Annotated in this window: 19 protein-coding genes and 1 pseudogene; 11 read left to right on the top strand and 9 right to left on the bottom strand. The window is 39.1% G+C overall.

What is annotated here, in order from left to right; genetic code table 11:
* Window positions 1–2: 2 nt before the first annotated feature.
* The 3 genes from lptC to ODZ84_RS07650 all read right to left on the bottom strand — a co-directional run bounded on the left by lptC (window position 3) and on the right by ODZ84_RS07650 (window position 2,488).
* Window positions 3–596, bottom strand: coding sequence for an LPS export ABC transporter periplasmic protein LptC (gene lptC, locus ODZ84_RS07660; RefSeq protein ID WP_266176391.1), 594 nt, complete (start codon window positions 594–596; stop codon window positions 3–5).
* Between the two features lies 1 nt (window position 597).
* The gene (locus ODZ84_RS07655; protein WP_266176390.1) at window positions 598–1,878 is read right to left on the bottom strand and encodes a hypothetical protein; all 1,281 of its coding nucleotides are present in this window, start codon (window positions 1,876–1,878) and stop codon (window positions 598–600) included.
* Window positions 1,879–2,236: 358 nt separating this feature from the next.
* Window positions 2,237–2,488, bottom strand: a complete 252-nt coding sequence (locus tag ODZ84_RS07650) for an aldehyde dehydrogenase family protein (protein WP_266176389.1) — start codon at window positions 2,486–2,488, stop codon at window positions 2,237–2,239.
* A 296-nt stretch (window positions 2,489–2,784) separates the two neighbouring features.
* Between ODZ84_RS07650 and ODZ84_RS07645 the strand changes: the two genes are divergently transcribed.
* From ODZ84_RS07645 to ODZ84_RS07615, 7 genes are all read left to right on the top strand, one after another.
* Window positions 2,785–3,903 (top strand): DNA polymerase III subunit, encoded by a 1,119-nt coding sequence (locus ODZ84_RS07645; RefSeq protein ID WP_266176388.1) that lies wholly within the window; start codon window positions 2,785–2,787, stop codon window positions 3,901–3,903.
* A 297-nt stretch (window positions 3,904–4,200) separates the two neighbouring features.
* Window positions 4,201–4,824: a TetR/AcrR family transcriptional regulator gene (locus ODZ84_RS07640; protein WP_266176387.1), complete on the top strand. Its 624-nt coding sequence runs from the start codon at window positions 4,201–4,203 to the stop codon at window positions 4,822–4,824.
* Entirely contained in the window at window positions 4,811–6,124 is a 1,314-nt protein-coding gene (locus tag ODZ84_RS07635) for a TolC family protein (protein ID WP_266176386.1), read from the top strand. Before ODZ84_RS07640 ends, ODZ84_RS07635 begins: the two co-directional genes overlap by 14 nt.
* 19 nt (window positions 6,125–6,143) lie before the next feature.
* A complete protein-coding gene (locus ODZ84_RS07630; protein ID WP_266176385.1) occupies window positions 6,144–7,247 on the top strand; it encodes an HlyD family secretion protein in 1,104 nt (367 codons plus the stop codon).
* 42 nt (window positions 7,248–7,289) lie between these two features.
* On the top strand, window positions 7,290–7,436 hold the full coding sequence (locus ODZ84_RS07625) for a hypothetical protein (RefSeq protein WP_266176384.1): 147 nt from the start codon (window positions 7,290–7,292) through the stop codon (window positions 7,434–7,436).
* A 405-nt stretch (window positions 7,437–7,841) separates the two neighbouring features.
* The gene (locus ODZ84_RS07620) at window positions 7,842–9,416 is read left to right on the top strand and encodes a DHA2 family efflux MFS transporter permease subunit (protein WP_266176383.1); all 1,575 of its coding nucleotides are present in this window, start codon (window positions 7,842–7,844) and stop codon (window positions 9,414–9,416) included.
* Window positions 9,417–11,251: 1,835 nt separating this feature from the next.
* On the top strand, window positions 11,252–11,803 hold the full coding sequence (locus ODZ84_RS07615; RefSeq protein ID WP_266176382.1) for a DNA-3-methyladenine glycosylase I: 552 nt from the start codon (window positions 11,252–11,254) through the stop codon (window positions 11,801–11,803).
* Between the two features lie 66 nt (window positions 11,804–11,869).
* Here the strand turns inward: ODZ84_RS07615 and ODZ84_RS07610 are convergent, their stop codons facing one another.
* The 3 genes from ODZ84_RS07610 to ODZ84_RS07600 form a co-directional block, all read right to left on the bottom strand.
* A complete protein-coding gene (locus ODZ84_RS07610; protein ID WP_266176381.1) occupies window positions 11,870–12,379 on the bottom strand; it encodes a hypothetical protein in 510 nt (169 codons plus the stop codon).
* Between the two features lie 218 nt (window positions 12,380–12,597).
* Window positions 12,598–14,184 (bottom strand): patatin-like phospholipase family protein, encoded by a 1,587-nt coding sequence (locus ODZ84_RS07605; protein ID WP_266176380.1) that lies wholly within the window; start codon window positions 14,182–14,184, stop codon window positions 12,598–12,600.
* A 186-nt stretch (window positions 14,185–14,370) separates the two neighbouring features.
* On the bottom strand, window positions 14,371–15,270 hold the full coding sequence (locus ODZ84_RS07600; RefSeq protein WP_266176379.1) for a magnesium transporter CorA family protein: 900 nt from the start codon (window positions 15,268–15,270) through the stop codon (window positions 14,371–14,373).
* A 73-nt stretch (window positions 15,271–15,343) separates the two neighbouring features.
* On the opposite strand from ODZ84_RS07600, the gene ODZ84_RS07595 reads away from it, so the two are divergent.
* The 4 genes and pseudogenes from ODZ84_RS07595 (at window position 15,344) to ODZ84_RS07580 (ending at window position 19,466) form a co-directional block, all read left to right on the top strand.
* The gene (locus tag ODZ84_RS07595; protein ID WP_266176378.1) at window positions 15,344–16,366 is read left to right on the top strand and encodes a 3-oxoacyl-ACP synthase III family protein; all 1,023 of its coding nucleotides are present in this window, start codon (window positions 15,344–15,346) and stop codon (window positions 16,364–16,366) included.
* Window positions 16,367–16,572: 206 nt separating this feature from the next.
* Window positions 16,573–17,988: a hypothetical protein gene (locus tag ODZ84_RS07590; protein WP_266176377.1), complete on the top strand. Its 1,416-nt coding sequence runs from the start codon at window positions 16,573–16,575 to the stop codon at window positions 17,986–17,988.
* Window positions 17,989–18,144: 156 nt separating this feature from the next.
* Window positions 18,145–18,461, top strand: a pseudogene (locus tag ODZ84_RS07585) (3-oxoacyl-ACP synthase III family protein); the annotation flags it as partial.
* Between the two features lie 303 nt (window positions 18,462–18,764).
* A complete protein-coding gene (locus ODZ84_RS07580) occupies window positions 18,765–19,466 on the top strand; it encodes a hypothetical protein (RefSeq protein WP_266176376.1) in 702 nt (233 codons plus the stop codon).
* Between the two features lie 73 nt (window positions 19,467–19,539).
* Here ODZ84_RS07580 and ODZ84_RS07575 read toward each other — a convergent pair whose 3' ends face one another.
* The 3 genes from ODZ84_RS07575 to ODZ84_RS07565 all read right to left on the bottom strand — a co-directional run bounded on the left by ODZ84_RS07575 (window position 19,540) and on the right by ODZ84_RS07565 (window position 21,732).
* The gene (locus tag ODZ84_RS07575; protein WP_266176375.1) at window positions 19,540–20,700 is read right to left on the bottom strand and encodes a thioredoxin family protein; all 1,161 of its coding nucleotides are present in this window, start codon (window positions 20,698–20,700) and stop codon (window positions 19,540–19,542) included.
* 373 nt (window positions 20,701–21,073) lie between these two features.
* Window positions 21,074–21,280: a hypothetical protein gene (locus tag ODZ84_RS07570; protein ID WP_266176374.1), complete on the bottom strand. Its 207-nt coding sequence runs from the start codon at window positions 21,278–21,280 to the stop codon at window positions 21,074–21,076.
* 230 nt (window positions 21,281–21,510) lie between these two features.
* Window positions 21,511–21,732 (bottom strand): cytochrome C551, encoded by a 222-nt coding sequence (locus ODZ84_RS07565; RefSeq protein ID WP_266176373.1) that lies wholly within the window; start codon window positions 21,730–21,732, stop codon window positions 21,511–21,513.
* Window positions 21,733–21,916 lie beyond the last annotated feature (184 nt).

Here is a 21,916-nt window from a genome sequence, read left to right as displayed (position 1 = left end):
GGCTATTTTTTTGATTCTGAGATTTGTGTAGTGCTGAAATTTCCGGAGTTTTTATAAAAAGTATATTCAGAAAAATCATCTTTGGCAGTCATTCCATTGGCTCCTACCAGGGTAGAGCCGTCTTCCATGGTCACATAAACGGTATCATGGGTGTAAATACGGTTTCTTTTCTGATCCCAGTAGATGGTCTGTGTAGCAAACTTCTGTCCCTCATTGGTTGTAATTCTTACATCACCTTTCGCTTCATAGAATTTTTTATATTCATAGATGCGGGCATATTTGGCGGTAAGCTTACCGGGAACTTTAGGTTTTTTCTTATCAAAAAACTGGATGTTAATTCCTTTTCGGGCTTCTACATACGGGCTGTCTATTAACTCATATTTTTCAATGATGGGGGCCAGTGCTTTAAGCGTTACGAAACCGGAATCTCTCTGGATGATTTTGGCATTATTAATGATCTGTGAAGGGAAATTCTTGCTTTGATTGCCATGCGCTTTGGTCATATCTTCTTCACAGGATGTTACAACAAAAAATATAGCACAACTAAAAAGATATGCTATATTTTTATATAATATGTTATGGTTAACAAATTTCATCTTATTCAAGTAAACGCTTTCTGAACCATTTGTCAGCAAAATTGAAACCAACTTTCAGGTTAATAAAGTTCTGATTGATCAGGTTGTTTTTAAGAGTTCCCCTTTTTCCGACTTCAAGGCCAAGTTCAAGCCCGCTCATCCTTGTGATGCTGCTGTTTTTGAATGGAAGCAATACCCCTGCTGAAACCCCGAATTTATTGATGTTGGTACCCCAGATCTGTAAATTCCCTTTTTCATAGAAAGCCCCATATCTGTATACCACTCTTGAGAAGTAACTTCTGAAGTTATTGTAATTCGGAAGATACCAGCCTCCGGCAGAAATTCTGTAAGAATCCTGAAGCTCGACAGAACTTCCGAAATAGTTTACAGCTTCTCCTTTTTTATAATCTCCCTGGAGGGAAAGGAACCATTTGTTCTCTTCACCATATCCTACACCCAGTGATGCCTGTAGAGGGATCAGGTTCTTGGAATTGGTACTTCTTTCTTCAATGATCGATTCGTTGCTCTTGGTAGTACCGGCGGCATCAGCATAAAAATACGTACTGTTTTTATAATCCGTAGTCATATTGCTGGTATTACCGAAAGTCGTCGTAGCACCAAAAGTCCATTTACGGTCGTTACGGGTATCAACAAGCTGATAGTTGGCTCCCAGAGTAAAATTAAAGTTCTTGATGCTGTTTTTGGTTTCATAGCCGTTGATCAGTTCAGCATTGGAATAGGCAAGTTCGTTAAGATCGTAAAGATTTCCGAAATAATAATTTGCTCTGGCTCCCACTCCGAAATGATCGGTTACCTTATAGGATACAGCGATCTGAGCTGTATTTAATGTTCCGCTTCCCTTGAATCTGTTGGCCGTAATAACCCCGTCATTAGTCTGTGTGTCGAGGATATCATAGCTCTTGGAGCTGTAAGGCTGATAAGACAATCCCATTTTGATTTTTGAAGATATCGGGAAAGCCAAGGATATATTAGAAAGATACGTAGAATGTTTTGTAGACTTCGTATTATTATAATCGGTTTTAAAGTAATTATTTTCGTTGGTGGCTTCCAGTTTTATACTGGTAAGCTCGAAATTATTGTTATTTGCGGGGTTCGCAAAATTAAAATTACTGGTAAAATCACTTATAAATGCTGTTGATATACCTCCCATAGAGGAAGTTTCAATCGTATTATCATATTTTGCATCTCCAATTCCATAAGCGGCATACGGTGAGTTACTCAAATTCTGCGCATTTAGGAAATATCCAACCGATATAAATGATAGTACAAAGATTTTTTTCATTCTTTATTTTTAAAATAATGCGCAAATATCTTAAATATTAATGAATTGTAAAAGTTTCATGAGGTTAAAGTTTGTTAAGGGGAATTCTTTGCACGGAAATTGTAATTTCACATGATCATTGATACCGGTTGAATTTACATAAAAGGCTGCTGTGAATGATAGAACAGTCTTTTTAAGTGTTTTATGCATCCTTATTTATTTTACTTCCAGTACGGATCTGGTATGGCTGAAATTTTTAAAACTGAATTTCCGTGGTATTTTCCCATTCCCGAGGTTCCGACACCGCCAAAAGGCAGATAGTGGGAACCCACATGCACGATCGTACTGTTGATTTAAGCATCTCCGCTGGCTGTACGGCTTAAGACATCTTCTGCAAATTCCTGATTTTCTGTAAAAATATAGAGCGCCAGGGGTTTCGGACGGCTGCTGATTTCTTCAGTACGTCATTAATATCAGAATAGACAAGCATCGGCAGGATTGGGTCGGAGATCTCCTGCTGCATAACCTGGTCATTCCAGGTTACGTTATCCATCAAGGTTGCTTCAAAATGACGGCTTTCAGGATCATAATTTCCTCCGTAAATTACTTTGAGAGGTTTCCGGCGAGCCAAAGGCTCGCCGGAAACCTCTCAAACAGGAGTGTAGAGAAGATAAGGCATCGCGTAAAATTTTTAGAAGTCACTATAAATCTTAAGCTTTTTTTTGAACTGATCTGCTGCCGGTGTCAATATGAGTTATATTTAATACCTGCAGTACCTGTAAATAAAATATATCCGTATATTTTACAAAATCTGTAGCGGTAAACGACTGTTTAATTTATCAAATCAAAGTTTCAGAACGACAGCAGATTAAACTTAAATTAATGGATAATTAAAAAAAGTGAGCGAAGATTTTTTATCTTTGGAGTATGAATTGGGAGAACATTGCCGGACAGGAAAACCTGAAAAAACTTCTCAGAGACAGTATCGCAGAAAACAGAGTAAGCCACGCCCAGCTTTTCACAGGAAAAGAGGGATATGGTACATTGCCCATCGTGCTCGCATACGCTAAAGAAGTCCTGAGTCGGGAAAATGAGCATGCCGCCTCAAAAGTGGAGCATCTCAATCATCTGGATCTGCATTTCAGTTTTCCTGTTTTTACAGATAGCAGAAATTCTTTAAGTAAAAATAAGTTCGAAGAATTCAGAGAGATGATCATGGCTTCTCCCTACGCAAGCTATGATGACTGGACTGCTTTCCTTGAATCCGAGAACAAGCAGCTTTTCATTTCAGCAGATGAAATAGATGATCAGAACCAGAAATTCGCTCTTAAAAGTTTTGAAGGGGGGACAAAAATTCTTGTTGTCTGGAGAGCGGATAAAATGAATGTCGCCGCGGCTAATAAGTTCCTTAAATTTTTGGAAGAACCGCCGGCAAAAACGATTATTCTTCTTACTGCAGAAAGTACCAACGATATTCTTCCGACGATTCTTTCCAGAACGCAGGTTGTAGAAATTCCGAGAATCCATGATGAAGATCTGAAAGTTTATCTCAAAAAGAATTTCAGTGTTTCTGATGAAAAAATAAGAGAAATTACCCATCAGGCCCAGGGAAATTTAAATGACGCCATTAAACTTCTGAATTCAGGAACTAAAGATGAAGAATTTGAAAAATTATTTATTCAGTGGGTTCGGGATGCTTTTATGGTAAAAAAGAAACCAGGATTTCTGAAAAATATTATTTTGTGGGCCAGGGAAATTGCCGGCTGGAACAGGGAGAAACAAAAGAATTTTCTGAACTACTGTTCAGAAATTTTCAGATTGGCATTGCTGCAGAATTACCAGTCAGAAGACCTGGTGTACAAAAAAATAGAGGCTCACGGATTCAACTGGGCCGGTTTTTCAAAATTTATCAGTGGGGCAAATATTGAAAATATCCTGGAAGAGATCAGTATCGCCGATCTTCATTTAACCAGAAACGGAAATCCTAAAATTATCTGGACCGATTTAGGAATAAAATTATCAAGATATATCCATAAGAATACTTAAAGTGAGCTTGTGATAAATGATTACAGGTTTTACTACCTGATCAGTTAACAAAGCTGTAATTTCCTGACCTTAAAATTTGAAAATTCAGTCCTTTAACATCTATTTCGTGAACATTTACAGAGGAAATAACCGTAAAGTTACAGTATCTATAATATATATTAAATTTATTAATATTATTTAAATGTATGATTATGAGTTATTTACATTAATTAGAATTAAAAATATATTAAAAAATCAATCAATCGTTTGATTTATCGGAAATCCGTTGTACATTTGCGCCTTGAAAAATGAGACAAGATGATTTCTAAAGAAGAAAATATATTATATGCCGCTGAAAAGCTCTTTGCTGAATTGGGCTTCGAAGGAACTTCCACCAGGGAGATTGCCAAAGCGGCGAATGTAAATATTTCAATGATTTCGTATTATTTCGGTTCAAAAGAAAAGCTTTACGAAAAATTAGTTGAGCACAGAATGAAGGAAGGGCAGTTCTTTTCAAAGGACATCCTGGAAAGAACGGATATTAATGAATGGGAGAAAGTAGAAAAAATTGTTGATCAGTTCTCGGGCAGGGTAAGACACCACAAATGTTTTTACAGAATCATGCAGCGTGAGCAGCTTCACAGCAAAAATCCTCAGATCGTAGAATTCCTGAAAGAAACAAAAATGGGATTTATTGCCATGTATTCAAAAATACTGGAAAGCGGTCTTGAGAAAGGGATTTTTACTAAAAATCCACCGATTTATCTGCTTCATTCTACAGTAAGCGGAACTTTATTTTACGCATCCAATGCGAAGGAAATGTATAAAGAATTCCTTAACGACAGGGATGATGAAGACGTTTTTGACGAAAAGTATTACACAGAACTTAATAAACATATTAAATATTTACTAAAAGACCTTTTAGGTTATGAAGAGAATTAATAACTCAGTCCTTGCACTTGCCCTATTTGTAGGGTTTGCCAACATCAATGCTCAGGAGAAAAAAACTTTGACTCTTGACGAAGCCGTGCAGTTGGGTATCCAGAACAGTAAAAATCTTAAGATCGACGCAGCTAAGATCGAAGAGGCTACTGCTGATCTTCTGGAAGCAAAAAACAGACAGCTTCCGGAGCTGAAAGTTTCAGGAAGCTATATGTATCTTCCCATAAAACCGAATATTGATCTTAAACTTCCCGGAGTTTCCGCAGCAGGTGGTCCTGAAGTACATCAGGTAGCGTACGGATCAGCGAATCTAAGTGTTCCCATCTACAGTGGCGGAAGAATAAAATATGGAATTCAATCTGCCAAATACCTGGTGGAGGCCTCAAAACTGAGTACCGAAAATGATAAAATAGCCATTGCTTATAATGTGGCTCAGGCTTATAATAACCTGTTTAAAGCCAATCAGTCCATTAAAGTTTTAGAAGAAAACCTCAGTGCTTCTCAAAAGCGAGATGAAACTTTCCTTAAACTTGAAAATAATGGAGTTATCGCCAGAAATGACCGTTTGAAAGCAAATCTACAGACTTCAAACATTGAGCTGCAGCTGCTGGAAGCTAAAAATAACTACAATATTGCCAATATCAATATGGATTTATTGTTAGGTATTCCTGAAACTACTGAGATTGAAGTTGATCAGAATTATATCGAAGAAGCAGGAGACGTAAAACCGGTAGATTTTTATATCAGTGAGGCTCGGGACAACCGTAAAGATCTTCAGGCCCTGGCTCAGCAGAGAAAAGCAGCAGAGCTGGGATCAAAATCGGCAAAAGCTGAAAATCTTCCTTCCATCGCATTTACAGGAGGTTATGTAGCAGCGGATATTCCTAAATTTCTTACGATTTACAATGCGGTAAATGTAGGTGTCGGAATTTCCTATAATTTATCTAATATCTGGAAAGAAAATTCTTCATTAAAGCAGTCTCAGGCAAGAGAAAAGCAGTTGGCAGCCAATAATGAATTATTAAATGACAATATCAAGCTTGAGGTCAATAGAGAATATCAGAATACAGATTATTCTAAAAAGAGAATATCAGTTTTCGAAAAATCTGCTGAACAGGCTAATGAAAATTACAGAATTACAAAAAATAAATATGAAAACGGTTTGGCAACCATGACGGAGCTGCTGGATGCCGATGCCGCTCAGATTGCTGCAAATGTTGGAGTTATTAACGCAAAAGCAGATGCAGTACTGGCTTACAGAAAATTATTACAGACTACAGGAACTTTAACAATTAAATAAATTAAGAACGATACCAACAATGGAAAATAATAATACACCAGTAACTGAACCTAAAAAGAAAAAGAGTTTAGTATTCCCGATCATTTTGGCGGTTGTTTTAATCGGTGGAGGAATCTACGGGTACAGAGCGTATACGTACGGGCAGTCTCACGAAGAAACGGATGATGCCCAAATCGCTTCCAATCTCGCTCCTGTTATTTCTAAAATTTCAGGATATGTAACGGAAGTTAAGGTAAAAGATAACCAGTTTGTGAAAAAAGGGGACACCCTGGTAATTCTGGATAACAGAGATCAGAAAATGGCTCTTCAGCAGGCGGAAGCGGCATTGTCTACTGCAAAAAGTAATATTTCCAATGCACAGGCTTCTACCACGGCAACTTCAAAAAATATCGGTTCTTCCCAGGCAGCAGTCACCACGGCAAATGCCCAGATCGAAGCCGCTAAGGTGAATGTATGGAAAACAGCTCAGGATTTAAAGAGATATTCTGTACTGGTAAAGGACCATTCGATTACAGAGCAGCAATATGAGCAGGCTCTTGCAGCCAAGCAGACAGCCGACAAACAGCTACAGGTTTTAGTGGATCAGAGAAACCAGATTGCTCAGCAGACCAACATCGCTTCTTCCCAGACAGCAGCGAGTTCTCAGCAGATCAGCGTTGCGGGGTCTGTTGCCAAACAGAGAGAAGTAGATGTTGAAAATGCAAAATTAAACCTGTCATACACTGTAGTGGTAGCTCCTGAAGACGGATATGTAGGAAAAGTTCCTATTCAGGCCGGACAATATCTTCAGGCCGGATCTCAGTTATTTGCTTTGGTTAAAAACGATCAGAAGTGGGTAGTGGCCAACTTTAAAGAAACTCAGGTTGATAAAATGGTGGAAGGACAGAAAGTGAAAATTGAAATCGATGCTTTTCCTGATCAGGAATTCGAAGGGGTCGTAAGCTCATTCTCTCCTGCAACCGGGGCTACTTTCTCCATACTTCCTCCGGATAATGCCAGTGGTAACTTTGTAAAAGTGGTTCAGAGACTTCCTGTAAAGATTGATTTTGTGAATCTTGATAAAAATATCGCAAAAAGACTGAGAACAGGAATGAATGTGAAAGCAGAAGTTTCTTTGAAATAATAATATAATAAGTGAATTGTCAGTTGGGAGAAGGGTAGTCCGATGATGAGGTCTGATGATGTGGGATTGATCATGAAGTCGGAGCCGGTCATGAAGAAGAAGTCAGCGATGAAGAAGAAAATGAAAATCATGAAGTTGATCACGCAGCGGATTTTTGCAGTTGGAAATGAAGAGGCAGGCAGAAACTGATGATGCGTTACGCCGGACTATAGAGGAAATCGATGACAGGTTGAAGATGAACGTAAGACAGACTACATTGTTGATGGTCATTGACAATTCACTTTTAAAAATAATTAAAATATTAAGAATTAGGAGATTTGGAAACAGTATTGACGGAAGTTTTAATGATTAAAAATTTTAATAGTTAAATCTACCATTAAAAAAACTGTTGAGGGACTCATCAATACGAACGGGCTCCAGCCCGTTTAACGAAAACGTAATTCTCGGTTGGCTTTAGCCAAAACCTAAATTTTTAACAGCAATCAGTACGGAAACTATTAATAGAGAACGAAGTTAGTTCGTAAAAATAGCTGTTCTCCTTTCCGAAGTTTCTAAATCTCATAATTTCTTGATTTTTTAATACCTATAAAAACTATGCAAGATTCATTAGTAGAATATGGAGCCCGAAGAGTAATCATCACGATTACGGCAATTCTTTGTGCGCTGCTTGAAATCGTAGATTCCACGATTGTAAATGTTGCCCTGAACGAAATGAAGGGAAACCTGGGAGCTACCCTTTCTGAAGTTGGATGGGTGATCACGGCATACGCGATCGGTAACGTTATTGTGGTACCGATGACCAGCTGGCTGTCCCAACAGTTCGGACGAAGAAACTATTTCGCTGCTTCCATCATTATATTTACCATATTTTCATTCTTATGCGGAAACGCATCGAATATCTGGGAATTGGTATTTTTCAGACTGATGCAGGGAATCGGCGGCGGTGCTTTACTCGTAACTTCACAGACCATCATTACGGAATCTTATCCGATTGAAAAAAGAAGTATGGCTCAGGCGATTTATGGCCTCGGGGTAATTATCGGCCCTACTTTGGGTCCACCGTTAGGAGGATATATCGTAGATAACTTCAGCTGGCCCTATATTTTCTATATTAATATTCCTATCGGGATTGCGGCCACTTTAATGACGCTGCAGTTCGTGAAAAGCCCGAAATATGCTGAGAAACGTAAAGCCTCTGATGTCGACTGGCTCGGTATTGCATTACTGGCCATTACCGTAGGATCATTACAGTATATTCTCGAAAGAGGTCATGAAGAAGACTGGTTTGCCAGTGGGTGGATTGTCTTATTTACCGCATCGGCCGTCTTAGGATTTATATTATTCCTATGGCGGGAGCTTACCTTTAAATATCCTATTGTGGAGCTAAGGGTGCTGAAAAACAGTAATTTAAGAATCGGAACGGTCATGTCCTTTGTTTTAGGATTCGGTTTATACGGTTCTACCTTTATTGTTCCGCTGTATACGCAGAGTATTTTGGGGTGGACGGCCTTACAGTCGGGAGCTCTGATGATTCCGGCGGCGCTCACCACTGCTTTCATGATGCCGATTATCGGAAGATTGCTGGCAAAAGGAGCCAAGCAGCAGATTCTCGTCGCTTTAGGATTGTTTATCTTCTTTATCTACAGTTTCTGGGGGTACAAAATTCTGACACCGGATACCGGTAAAGATGCTTTCTTCTGGATGCTGATCGTAAGAGGAGCAGGCCTCGGATTACTGTTTATCCCGATTACTTCATTGTCATTAAGCACGCTTAAAGGTCAGGAAATCGGTCAGGGAGCGGCTTTTACTGGGATGATGAGACAGCTTGGAGGTTCATTCGGAATTGCTGCGATTACCACATTTATTGCCAATGCCAGCCAGAAATACAGGGTGAATCTGATTTCCCATCTCGACGAAACGGACTTTGCCGTACAGCAAAGATTACAGGCTCTAAAGGGGAGCTTCATGGCTAAAGGAATGACGCCTGATGCCGCCATGAATGCTGCCTATAAAATGCTCGACCTATCAGTAACCAAACAGGCAACGGTACTTTCATACATGGATGTTTTCCTTTATTTAGGAGTCATATTCCTGATATGTATTCCGTTTATCCTCTTCATTAAAGAGCGAAAAAGCAAAGAAAAAATAGATTTAAGCGGAGTACATTAAATCTTATCAAATCATAACAAAACCTTCACCAACGTGGAGGTTTTTGTCATTTATAATGAAAAGGTCCGGGAATGATGCTGCAATGTATTGCGATCATTACCGTTTGTACTGTTACTGCTCTGATCCGATACTTTCTTTGTGAAGGGTTCCCCATTTTTCAAGTTCTTCGATCACGGGCTTCAGCTGATATAGGCAAATAGTTATCATAACGTCTGGTAAGGTTTTCTCGATACACTCCGCTTTGCTGCGTTATTCGAAGTGACGGGAGTTGTTATTTGCTGATTATCAATCAATTTAAAAGAGCAACTGTATATTTCCAAATATTTAATGAGACTACCGTCACTTCGAGTAGGTTTTTGAAAAAACCGTATCGAGAAGTGCTGTATCAGGGAAATAATTGTGATATTATACCATTCTCTCCAAAACTTCTCGATACACTCCGCCTTGCTGCGTTACTCGAAGTGCCGGGAGTTGTTATTTGCTGATTATCGGACTATTTAAAACAACAACTGTATATTTCCAAATATTTAATGAGACACTACCGTCACTTCGAGTAGGTTTTTGAAAAAACCGTATCGAGAAGTGCTGCATCAGACAAATAGTTATAGGAGCATTTTATTGTGTACAAACTTCTCGATACACTCCGCTTTGCTGTGTTACTCGAAGCGACGGGGAGTGGTTATTTTACTGATTATCGGGCTATTAAAAAGAGCAACTGTATATTTCCAAATATTTAATGAGACACTACCGTCACTTCGAGTAGGTTTTGAAAAAACCGTATCGAGAAGTGCTGCATCAGGGAAATAATTGTGATATTATACCATTCTCTCCAAAACTTCTCGATATACTCCGCTTTGCTGTGTTACTCGAAGCGACGGGGAGTGGTTATTTTACTGATTATCGGGCTATTAAAGAGCAACTGTAATAATGGAAAGGTCCGAGAATGATGCTGCAATGTATTGCGATCATTACCGTTTGTACTGTTACTGCTCTGATCCGATACTTTCCTTGTGAAGGATTCCCCATTTTTCAAGTTCTTCGATCACGGGCTTCAGCTGATATAGGCAAATAGTTATCATAACGTCTGGTAAGGTTTTCTCGATACACTCCGCTTTGCTGCGTTATTCGAAGTGACGGGAGTTGTTATTTGCTGATTATCAATCAATTTAAAAGAGCAACTGCATATTTCCACATATTTAATGAGACACTACCGTCACTTCGAGTAGGTTTTGAAAAAAACCGTATCGAGAAGTGCTTCATCAGGGAAATAATTGTGATATCATACCATTCTCTCCAAAACTTCTCGATACACTCCGCTTTGCTGCGTTACTCGAAGTGACGGGAGTTGTTATTTGCTGATTATCAATCAATTTAAAAGAGCAACTGCATATTTCCAAATATTTAATGAGACTACCGTCACTTCGAGTAGGTTTTTGAAAAAACCGTATCGAGAAGTGCTGCATCAGACAAATAGTTATAGGAGCATTTTATTGTGTACAAACTTCTCGATACACTCCGCTTTGCTGTGTTACTCGAAGCGACGGGGAGTGGTTATTTTACTGATTATCGGGCTATTAAAAAGAGCAACTGTATATTTCCAAATATTTAATGAGACACTACCGTCACTTCGAGTAGGTTTTTTGAAAAAACCGTATCGAGAAGTGCTGTGTCAGGCAAATAGTTATAACGTCATCAAAAACAGAATTGAAATGCTGAAGAACCCGAATAAAAAGTAGCTCAAATAGCCGGCGGATGATTATCTTAGCATAAGAAACAGGGATAAACATCAGGAAAGCCCCTGAAAAACTTTTAACTAAAACAGAAAATATACTGAAATGAGTTACTGTTCAGCAATAAATGGGATGCAGCCGGAAAGCAGGAGAGCACTTCATAAAAAATACCATGATCATCACTATGGTTTCCCGATTCATGATGATGATGAACTGTTCGGGAGATTGATCATGGAGATTAATCAGGCAGGATTAAGCTGGGAAACTATCTTGAAAAAGGAAGAAAGCTTCAGGGCGGCTTACGATAATTTTAATATTCACAGAGTGGCCGCTTATACGGAAGAAGACCGTGAACGATTATTAAGCGATCCCGGGATTATCAGAAATAAATTAAAAGTAAATGCAGCTATCGAAAATGCAAAAACAATTGTCGGATTACAGAAGGAATTCGGATCATTTGAAAAATGGCTGGAGCATCATCATCCTAAAGAATTGACGGAATGGATGAAATTATTTAAAAAAACGTTTAAATTCACCGGGGGAGAAATTGTTAATGAATTCCTGATGAGTATCGGCTATCTTAAGGGTTCACACGATGAAAACTGTCCGGTATATCAGGAGGTCCTGAAACATGATCCTCTATGGCAGAAAATATAATGATGATGAGCGTTCAATTCTTTATCTTCTAACCCTATAATATACCTAAGAAGTTTTACAGGGCGATTACCTTAAAACTCTCACTGAAACATCCGGTTTTTCGCCTTGCGGAACAATGAAGATGGCATCATCACTAATCGTATCTCCGGTATCAAAATAATAACTTCCGGTAATAGGTATGGTACTGCTGACGAACTTTCCTGACTTATCATAAGCAGAATACGTAACATTGATCATCTGCGGCTTCATTTTCAGCTCTATTTTTTTTGAAGTGAGTTTTGAGCCGGTTGCGTTGATACAGTCCAATTCTACTAACCCGATATTTGTTACGATTTGCGGATAGGAAGAAAGTCTGATCGTGTATGATTTTTCGGAATTATTTTTTACGGAAGCTGAAACTTTATACCGGTCGAAGGACTTTCCTCCTGTTTGTACCGTTTCTTTATTCAGAACACTGAATGTCACACTCATTCCATTGACATTGATGGTTTGTCCGTCCGATATTTTCTGTGCATGCATAGAAGTTCCGAAATGGAATGCGAAAAAGAATATAAATAATACAATGGAGTTTTTCATAGATTTAAGTTTAAGGTTAAATTTACGGAAAATTATAGATCAAAAAGCCGTATTATTTAAAATTAACCTGATCCTGAAGACATTGCGTGTAAAAGTTGCTTTATAACGGAACGGTAAAAATCCTGTAAGGCAGTAATTTCTTATGTTTTTGTACGTTAGGACAGATTTTAATGACTATAGATATCAACATTAAATTCTTATCAGGAAGCTGCAAGACATTACCCTACCGTCGGCGTATCCTCTTCCTTCAGTATTTTCTTTTCCTTCATCGAAACCATCATTCGCTCACATTTGTATTTCTCCCAGTCAAACCGGTTGAGAAAATCCAGGGCAGCACAAAAACCTCTGTTGAAAAGGTCTTCTTTTTCTTCCCTTTTCATAAAGAAGTTGAGCCAGTTGCTCGTTCCGCAATTCACGGTCTGAATACTGAAAAGGTGATAAAAGGTATGTTTGGTAAGGAATGTTTTGTCATTAAAACCCTTCAGGGTGCTGATGATATTTCCGGCAAAAGATATAGGCGATTTTAAAATTTCTTCACTCGTTTTTCCTTTTTCTGAAAGCAGATCAGAGTCGCTGGTCAGCTGTACGCCGAATAGGGGCATTCTTGGGTAGAAAATATCGGTAGCGTGGAAAATATCAATCGGGAAATTGGAAATGCTGCCGCCATCAATAAATACACCTACAGGGTTAATATTTTCCTGCTGGGTGTTCATCCAGTACCTCCAGGCATATTTTACAGAGTCATCGTCTTTATGGATAAGTTTTTGGAAGGGTTCAAAAAAGAAAGGAACCGACATGGAGGCTCGAACGAATTCAGCCGGGCTGCTGTGTTTCAGCTCCTCTTCAGACCAGTATAAATTGGCCATGGTGGGAAGTTCCACTTTTATTTTGGCGTTGATATCGGTGGTGATAACGACATATTCAGATTTTAATTGATAAAAAGGATCCTGCTTATAATATTCATTATTGACTGTGCTGTCGTAGAATATCTTGTAGCGGACCTCATCGATATGATCTTTGTTGTTTATTCTGATCTCTTCGATGCTGTTGAGGGCGATGGTATAATATTCCGTTCCGTTCCCGTAGCGGTAGTTCAGGTTAAGGTCCTCACCGGATTTTACAAACTTATGGTTAAGAGCAGCCACTGTTTTTATACCGAAACTTTCAAGCACTTCTTTCATCTGGTTCAGAAAAGTATTTCCCGGATTAAGCCCGGAATTCGCTTTCGTCAGATCGTTATATAATTTACTCAGATACAGAAATGCAATGGTGACCGGTACGATCGGAACCAGGAATAGAAGTTTGGCCTTTAAGGTCGTCTCAGACGGAATAGCAAAAGGTGCGATCACAAGAATTCCCATGACAATGGCTGAGATCATTGCATTGATTTTAATGAAATCCTTATTGTTGAGTATCGAATGGATCGTTGTTTTCACGTACGGTTTACCGTCCATAAAATCTGAAAAATCCCAGTTGAACAGAATATCTCTGATCATGTCGCTTTTAGCTTCTTCCTTGGTTTTACAGGCTGCAATAAGTATCGTATTGATCGCGCCGGCACTGGTTCCTGCGACCTTTAAAAAACGGATTCCGAAAATTTCAAGACCATACAGATAGCCCACCAGTGCGCTTCCCCAGACGCCGCCGCCTTCCTGTACAAATTCTACATACTGCTGTCCTTTGGCATCAAGGATATCAGAAAATTCCTTGGAAGAGATATTTTCATGCAGTGCCTGGAGTTTTTCTTTAGACGCCTGGGAAAGAATATGATCATCAATGATCCTGTTGAGCATTTCGGTTTTCATGGTAGTTTTACTTTATGGTGGATCGGGCTTCGGTTTACAGACCTGCTTATATGTAACCTCAAGAAGGAATATAGTATGATTTAACATAATAAAAATACATCATTTAACCGTTGATGATATATTTTAAAAATTAAATATTATTGAATTTTGTCATAAGGGATTTTAACCTATCTGACCGGTATTAAATCACCATTGCTTTCTTCTCGCGTAGATAAAAGTACAGATAACCACCACAGCCATTAAGCCCAGCGTACAGAAATAACCATATTTCGTGTGCAGCTCCGGCATATGGTCAAAATTCATTCCGTATACTCCTGCGATAAAAGTAATGGGTAAGAAATAAACGGAATAAATGGCCAGTACTTTCATCACCTGGTTGGCTTTCTGATCCGACAGTGCCAGGAACATCGAGATCAGGTTGGTGATCTGGATGTTTAAATGATCAAAATCTGCCACTACATCCTTATGTTTGTCTTTAAGATCTACCACTTCAGAATCCCGTAATCCGAGAAGCTTAAACTTATCGATCGCATCCGTGGAAATGGTAAGCACCCTGGAGTTCAGGCCCGATTTTCTCTTCAGCTTATACAACCTCCTGATCTGGTTCGTATGATTGGTATTCTTAAGGAAAATTTCATTCTCGATATTATCCATTGTTTCAAATAAACTTACCGACTCATCATCAAAGCTTTTCATAATCAGCAGGGTCAGCATTAACGCAATCTGTTGAGGGTTGCTGTCATCCTTCGATGCGGAGAGCTGCTTTTTCGTTTCTGCAATACTTTTGGTTTTCATCCGGTGTACGGTGATAATGGTACTGTTCAGAAGAAAAATGCCGATTTTGGTACTGATGTCACTGATGGTGTTGAGGTTTTTCCTTTCAAGCTCCGTGCTTTCGCGAAGCAGAAAAAATTTCACATTACCGTCCTCCTCGTATTTGGGAAGGTGATTGGGATCCAGCGTATCTTCCAGCAGGAAATTATTAATTTCGTATCGTTCATGAAGAAACTTCAGATCCTCGGCTGTAGGAGCTTCCACATCCACCCATTCGCACCGGGAGTCTCTGTATAAGGTATTAATTGGCATACAATAAAAATAGTAATATTTTGAAATACGATGGATTAAATAAGTTTATCTTTGCCAAAATTAAAAAAACTATATGATTAAAAGTACAATAAAGGGAATTGGTTTTTATGTTCCGGAGAATGTTGTAACGAATGATGATTTAGCTAAATTAATGACCACCAATGATGAATGGATCACAGAGCGAACAGGCATTAAAGAAAGAAGGCACCGGAAAAACAGAAACGATTCTCAGGAAACCAGTGCCTATCTTGGATTCAGGGCATCAGAAAAAGCATTGGAAAAAGCAGGTTTAACCGCTGGTGATATCGACTATATTATTTTTGCCACCCTTTCACCGGATTATTATTTTCCGGGTTGCGGCGTATTATTACAGGATATGCTGGGATGTGACACCATCGGAGCGCTGGATGTGAGAAACCAATGCTCGGGTTTTGTCTATGCATTGAGTGTGGCGAATGCATTCATCAAATCAGGAACCTATAAAAACATTCTGGTGGTGGGCGCTGAAATTCACTCCTTCGGATTAGACTTTTCTGACGCAGGAAGAGGCGTTTCCGTGATTTTCGGCGATGGGGCAGGTGCTATTGTACTTTCTGCCACGGAAGATGAAAATGCAGGAGATATCTTAGCCGTCAATATGCATTCCGAAGGAAAATATGCCGATGAGCTATGTACGCAGTTCCCAGGTTCGAAATTCGGGTGGAGCGACAGGATGAGGAAAGAGCCTGAACAGGTAACCGATAAAGAAGTATACCCGATCATGAACGGAAATTTTGTTTTCAAACATGCGGTGACCAGATTTCCGGAAACCATGCAGGAAGCACTGGATAAAGCAGGAAAAACCATAGAAGAGGTAGACATGTTCATCCCGCATCAGGCGAACTTAAGGATTGCTCAGTTTGTTCAGCAGAAATTTGGACTGCCGGACGAAAAAATTCATAATAATATCCAGAAATACGGGAATACAACTGCTGCTTCTATTCCTATCGCTCTACATGAAGCGATTGAATTAGGGAAAGTCAAAAGAGGAGATCTCGTTCTTCTCTCCGCTTTCGGAAGTGGATTCACCTGGGGAAGCGTATTGTTTCAATATTAGACCTGAACTTAAAGATAGAAGAAGTGGATTTTATATCCACTTTTTTCATTTTTAATTAAATTATTCTTCTTTTTGTGAATTTTTAGTTAAGTTTTTTTATTTACACTTAATTTTGCCGTTGATTATGATTTTTATAATAGTTTTGCACCATACAAATGAAAAATATTTATAAAATTAATATTTATTGACTATTAAATTTTACAAAAATGAAATCTAATTTATTATTGGGGATTCTTTTTTTTCCCTTAATGTATTATGCGCAGGTTGGGGTTAATACCGCAGCACCTGCCGCCTCTCTGGATATTACGGCAAAGAATCCCACAGGCGCTGCCACCAATGTAGACGGTCTCCTGATTCCCCGTGTGGACCACCAAAGAGCTCAAAGTATGACCGGTGTACCTGTTTCTACACTGATTTACGTAAATAGTATTGCTACCGGAACCCAGTCAGGCAGTGCAGTGAATGTCGACACCGTAGGATACTATTATTATAATGGTACTGCATGGACAAAACTGAATCCCGCAGTTACCCCTGCCTCATCCTTTAATATTTATAATACAGACGGCAGCCTTTCTTCAAACAGAGTGGTGACCCAGGGCGGAAATACCCTGTCATTTACCGGTACTGCCGCCAATGCTTTTTCAGTAGACGGCACCACCTTATCCGTGGATGCAGCCAACGACAGAGTAGGAATCGGCAGTATTGCCCCTACCAGAAAACTGCATGTGGAAGGAAGCCAGTTCCTGAATGCTGCGGCAACAGCTTCTGCCACTAAAGAAGCTTTAGATATTAATGTAGGACACGATGGAATTGGCTACGGTAACCGTGCCGATAATTATGGAATCAGTATGAGAACGGCTTCTTCGGCTGCCGGTGGCCTTATTTCACGGATCAACTTTGGAGACACCTCTACCGTCAATGCAGATGGTACACGCTATTTGTCATTTAGCGTTGGACAAACGCCTAATGAACTGATGTATCTTACCGATGCCAATTCCGGAAGAGTAGGTATAGGCACTTTGACTCCGCAGAAAACATTGCACGTTAACGGATCTTTACAATTCACCAATGAACTGAACGTAGGAGGGACAGCCACCACTGCGGGAAGTGCAGGAACTGCCGGACAGGTGTTAAAATCCAACGGCCCCGGAGTAGCCCCCAGCTGGCAGGAAGTCATCAGTCCTGCAGACAGTGTGGTACGTCTTAGTGGAGTCGCTATAAGATCAGGATTGCAAACTGCTTCTACCGCCGGTACATGGACAACGATTATGTATAATTCGACACCGAAAATGGATCCCTCTGTGGTATCTTATAATTCTGGTACTGGAATTTTCACTGTTTTAAAAGCGGGGTATTACCAGCTGATATCCTATTCTTCATTTGATATGAGTGCCAATGCCAGTGGTGAAACTTCGGGGACAGGCCAAACAAGAATTCGAAAAAATACAATTAGCATTTCCTTATCGAGCAGTGGATACTCGGAAAGGACAAATGAAGTTAATCATACCACGGCTGGATTAGATTACTTTAACGTGGGAGATACTTTTAGCATACAAATGGTTATGACCCGACCCTTTAGGATCTCTAAATCTTCACTTTCAATAACGTATTTGGGAGAGTAAGCAATATATTTATTAGATCAGTCATTGGGTAAATGTCAACGTTGGTCTTTACAGCTATCCGGAGAACTGAAGTTTATCCGGTTTTCCCATTAGTGAAATCATATAGTATGTATATTGATACCAATTAATAATGCAGTGCTCATACAGGGAATTTGTTTTCAAATAGCGGTGACCAGGTTTCCGGAAACCATGCAGGAAGCACTGGATAAAGAAGGAAAAACCATACAAGAGGTAGACGTGTTCATTCCGCATCAGCCGAACTTGAGGATTGCCCAGTTTGTTCAGCAGAAGTTTGGCTTACCGGATGAAAAATCCATAATAATATCCAGAAATATGGAAATACAACTGCTGCTTCTATTCCTATCCCCTTACATGAAGCGATTGAGCTGGAAAAAGTCAAATGAGGGGATCCCGTACTTCTCTCTGCTTTCGGAAATGGATCCACCCGGGTAAGCGTATTGTTTAAGTACTAATATTTTAAATTTAAGATAACAGGAGGCCATCTCACAACTTGTGAAAACGGCCTTTTTTATGAAATTTTTCTGTATCCCTATACGAAATAGGTTTTCGTTTAAACGATTCTCAACCACACCGTTTAGTTATGATACACCTTCTTTTCATTTTTAATTAAATTATTCTTCTTATTGTGAATTTTTAGTTAAGTTTTTTTATTTACACTTAATTTTCTCATTGATTATATTTTTTTTGATAATTTTACTAAATACAAGTGAAAGTATTATAAAATTAATAATTATTAAAGATTAAACTTTACAAAAATGAAAAACAATTTATTATTTGGCATTTTGATGTTTCCATTGATCTGCAATGCCCAGGTAGGCGTTAATACTCCAACTCCGCAAAAAACTTTACACGTGAACGGCTCTCTACAGGTAACCAATGAAATCAATGTAGGCGGAACGGCTTCTGCCGCAGGAAGCGCAGGAACCTCCGGGCAGATCCTCGTTTCAGGGGGAGCAGGAGCAGCGCCAGCCTGGCAAACCCTGAATACCGTAAGTGGTACCATCAGTAATGCCTATTATGTGCAGGGAACAACAACAGCGACGGCCACCCAAGGACAGACTATTGATGTTCCCGGAGTGACCATTACTTTGACCGTTCCTGCCGGGAAAACGCAAACATTTATGTTCAATATTACAGGCTACATGGTGGGAACAAACCTCTCTTCTCAGGGGGCTTTTGAGTTACATCAGAATAATGTCAAGATTTCATCAGCATTTGTTTCAATGGTTTCGTCCAGAGATCCAGGCCTTATTAATCTACCAGTTCCCACAACTTTCCTTAAATCTGTTACTCTGGGTGAAGGAACTTATACTTTTACTGTTAAGTATAGCAGCTGGGGAAATCAAGGAGGAGGAGGAACCCAGTTTGTCAATTATAACCCTACCGGTTATCTAGGCTACAGTGGCGATACAGAAGCAATGCTTACCAAAATGCAGGTTTTAGTATATAACAACTAATTCATAAAATCGTAACATGTACAAATAAAATAAGCGGGCCATTGGCCCGCCTTTCTATTGTATTTTCCGTTAATTAAAGACTTTTCAGCAATTTCTCCGTGTCCGCAGCGTCCTGTCCGGTACTTTTTGCCAGCTGGACCGATTTTTCCGCCCACAGTTTAGCATTTTTTTTGTCTCCAATTTTGTTATAGAGATTGGCTAAAGTGTCGGTGTTCGCATAGTTTTCGCTTTTCTTTACAGATTCCTGAGCCCAGCTTATGGCTTTTTCTAATGAAGACCTGGTGCTTACATTTTCAAAGTAATTCCATGCCAGGAAATTGAGTTCTTCAGAACTTATAGAAGATGGATCCTTGTAAAGTTCGAGGGTTAATTTCTCATACGTGGCGATATCTTTATTTTTCAAAGCACTGTTGGCTTTGGACTTCTTGAGCATCTTTTCAGCTTCCTCTTTGCTTAAAAAACTTTGGGTTTCTTTCATAAAATACGCATCATCCCATGTTTTGGAATCAGCATTATAGGACTTCTTCAGAACAGTCGTAAATTTTATATTCTTATCGAACATTTGATATTGGGTTTCAGGGAGAATTTTTATAATATCTGCCTTCTTTTCTTTAAAAATTTTATACAACGGGCTTTCTGTGCTTTGGGTTCCGGCCAGTAACATCTGAACATCTTCCTGATCCAAGTTTTGCTTAGACTGGAAGTAACGTTCCAATACCCGGCCTGTAAAAGGAGCATCGGTATACAGTGTAAGCCCGGCAAGATTTTTCAGAAATTCAGGATCTTTTTCACCCTCTTCAAATTTTTGCTTCAAAGCAGCTAATCTTTTATTAGGATCACCGGCATCTTTGGCAAACTGAATAAAATCGTTTTCTTCAACGTATCCTAAAGTTCTGTGCACTTCTTCACCGTCTCCATTGATGAACAGGTAGGTAGGGAAGGCCTTGACATTATATTTTTTAGCGAGACCTATTCCTTCTCCTTTTTCCATGTCGATTTTGGCATTGATGAAGTGGCTGTTATAATAATCTCCCACCGACTGCAATGGGAAAATATTCTTCACCATCAGTTTACATGGGCCACACCAGGAAGCGTAGGCATCTACAAATACCAGTTTATTTTCTTTTTTTGCTTTCGCCAGAATCGCGGTGAAATTGCTGTCTTCAAATTTAATTCCCTGAGCAAATGCCAGGACACCAATGCATAGGGAGGATAATATGGCTAATTTTTTCATAAATATTTTTAATAATTACAAATGTAATCATTATGTAAATACATCAGTCGGAAGAAATGAAAAATAGTTACACCTGACAGAGCTGATGATGATCGGGAAGTTTTTTTGGCTTGAATACATTTTGTATAACAGTTCTTATCCGATCCATCGTTAATGAATTTAGTTGTTTGTATGAATATGGGCTGCGCCGGATGATCGCAGGTCGATTTAAAAGGGATTTCAGGTTTTTTCAGCTGACTTATAAAAGGCAAAAATAACAGAATTAGACTTGATCTAAAGGGAAAGAGTCCGGTACAATACCGAACTCTTCTTATCAAAATATTATTCAATTTTGTCTAAACTTTTGGGTGCAGTCTAAATACTGCGGTTCTGATTATTTTGTTTTCGTACTGTCCGTTTTTATGGTTGCCGTATCAGCAGCAGTATTGCGGTCCGAATGGGCCACAGCAGAATCGCCCAGATCATTTCTGAACGGACTTTTGTCATGCTCATCTTTATATTCTTCCCTGTTTTCTTTTTTATCAGCGCAGCTTCCTAAAACAGACAGGCCGATCACAGCTCCGATCCATAATTTTTTCATAGTAAATTTCTTTAATGTTAGTAGTAATCAAATATAATCATTATTAAGTAAAAAGTAAAAAGTAAAAAGTAAAAAGTAAAAAGAGCTTGATAAATTTCAATACAACGGAGGGTGGGGTTGTACTGCCAGGATATACTTTAAAATTCTTTGAAATTGGAGATCCGTCAGCGTAAAATATAAAAATTCCCAGTGGTTATCTGGGAATTTTGGATTTTAAGATTAACAATGGTTTATCTGTTTGTCGGAGAGGCAGCTACAGAATCGGTAACTCTGGTGCTGTCAGGATTTGCAGTAGTGGTCGTAACAGTATCCATCGTTGTAGATGGTGATCGTTGGGCCGAACTGTCCATTGCCGTTGAATCTGTATTGTTTGTGGACATCGAAGATTCCTTGGTTCCGCAGCTCACTGCAAATAATCCGATAATTGCTGCTATTAACAATGACTTTTTCATAATCTTATATTTTGTTGTTAGTGTATTGTTAAGCACTCAAAAATTATTCCGAAATAATTTTTTTTTATTAATAAATACCACTAAATCAGCCTATAACTTATTAATAATATAGGTGTCTAATTACATTGTATGTTGTGAAATGAGCAGCAGCATTACTTTTACGGATAAGGGGAGGCTATAAAAA

Source organism: Chryseobacterium fluminis, assembly GCF_026314945.1.
In the GTDB taxonomy this organism is placed as follows: Bacteria; Bacteroidota; Bacteroidia; order Flavobacteriales; family Weeksellaceae; genus Chryseobacterium; species Chryseobacterium fluminis.
This window is presented reverse-complemented; position numbering and strand designations above follow the sequence as displayed.

What these genes read in the sequence shown, in the direction of transcription:
- ODZ84_RS07645 (WP_266176388.1), top strand. Translation starts at nt 2,785, where the DNA reads ATGAATTGGGAGAACATTGCCGGACAGGAAAACCTGAAAAAACTTCTC.
- ODZ84_RS07635 (WP_266176386.1), top strand. Translation starts at nt 4,811, where the DNA reads ATGAAGAGAATTAATAACTCAGTCCTTGCACTTGCCCTATTTGTAGGG.
- ODZ84_RS07630 (WP_266176385.1), top strand. Translation starts at nt 6,144, where the DNA reads ATGGAAAATAATAATACACCAGTAACTGAACCTAAAAAGAAAAAGAGT.
- ODZ84_RS07605 (WP_266176380.1), bottom strand. Translation starts at nt 14,184, where the DNA reads ATGAAAACCGAAATGCTCAACAGGATCATTGATGATCATATTCTTTCC.
- lptC (WP_266176391.1), bottom strand. Translation starts at nt 596, where the DNA reads ATGAAATTTGTTAACCATAACATATTATATAAAAATATAGCATATCTT.
- ODZ84_RS07595 (WP_266176378.1), top strand. Translation starts at nt 15,344, where the DNA reads ATGATTAAAAGTACAATAAAGGGAATTGGTTTTTATGTTCCGGAGAAT.
- ODZ84_RS07590 (WP_266176377.1), top strand. Translation starts at nt 16,573, where the DNA reads ATGAAATCTAATTTATTATTGGGGATTCTTTTTTTTCCCTTAATGTAT.
- ODZ84_RS07625 (WP_266176384.1), top strand. Translation starts at nt 7,290, where the DNA reads ATGATGAGGTCTGATGATGTGGGATTGATCATGAAGTCGGAGCCGGTC.
- ODZ84_RS07610 (WP_266176381.1), bottom strand. Translation starts at nt 12,379, where the DNA reads ATGAAAAACTCCATTGTATTATTTATATTCTTTTTCGCATTCCATTTC.
- ODZ84_RS07580 (WP_266176376.1), top strand. Translation starts at nt 18,765, where the DNA reads ATGAAAAACAATTTATTATTTGGCATTTTGATGTTTCCATTGATCTGC.
- ODZ84_RS07620 (WP_266176383.1), top strand. Translation starts at nt 7,842, where the DNA reads ATGCAAGATTCATTAGTAGAATATGGAGCCCGAAGAGTAATCATCACG.
- ODZ84_RS07655 (WP_266176390.1), bottom strand. Translation starts at nt 1,878, where the DNA reads ATGAAAAAAATCTTTGTACTATCATTTATATCGGTTGGATATTTCCTA.
- ODZ84_RS07615 (WP_266176382.1), top strand. Translation starts at nt 11,252, where the DNA reads ATGAGTTACTGTTCAGCAATAAATGGGATGCAGCCGGAAAGCAGGAGA.
- ODZ84_RS07600 (WP_266176379.1), bottom strand. Translation starts at nt 15,270, where the DNA reads ATGCCAATTAATACCTTATACAGAGACTCCCGGTGCGAATGGGTGGAT.
- ODZ84_RS07565 (WP_266176373.1), bottom strand. Translation starts at nt 21,732, where the DNA reads ATGAAAAAGTCATTGTTAATAGCAGCAATTATCGGATTATTTGCAGTG.
- ODZ84_RS07640 (WP_266176387.1), top strand. Translation starts at nt 4,201, where the DNA reads ATGATTTCTAAAGAAGAAAATATATTATATGCCGCTGAAAAGCTCTTT.
- ODZ84_RS07570 (WP_266176374.1), bottom strand. Translation starts at nt 21,280, where the DNA reads ATGAAAAAATTATGGATCGGAGCTGTGATCGGCCTGTCTGTTTTAGGA.
- ODZ84_RS07575 (WP_266176375.1), bottom strand. Translation starts at nt 20,700, where the DNA reads ATGAAAAAATTAGCCATATTATCCTCCCTATGCATTGGTGTCCTGGCA.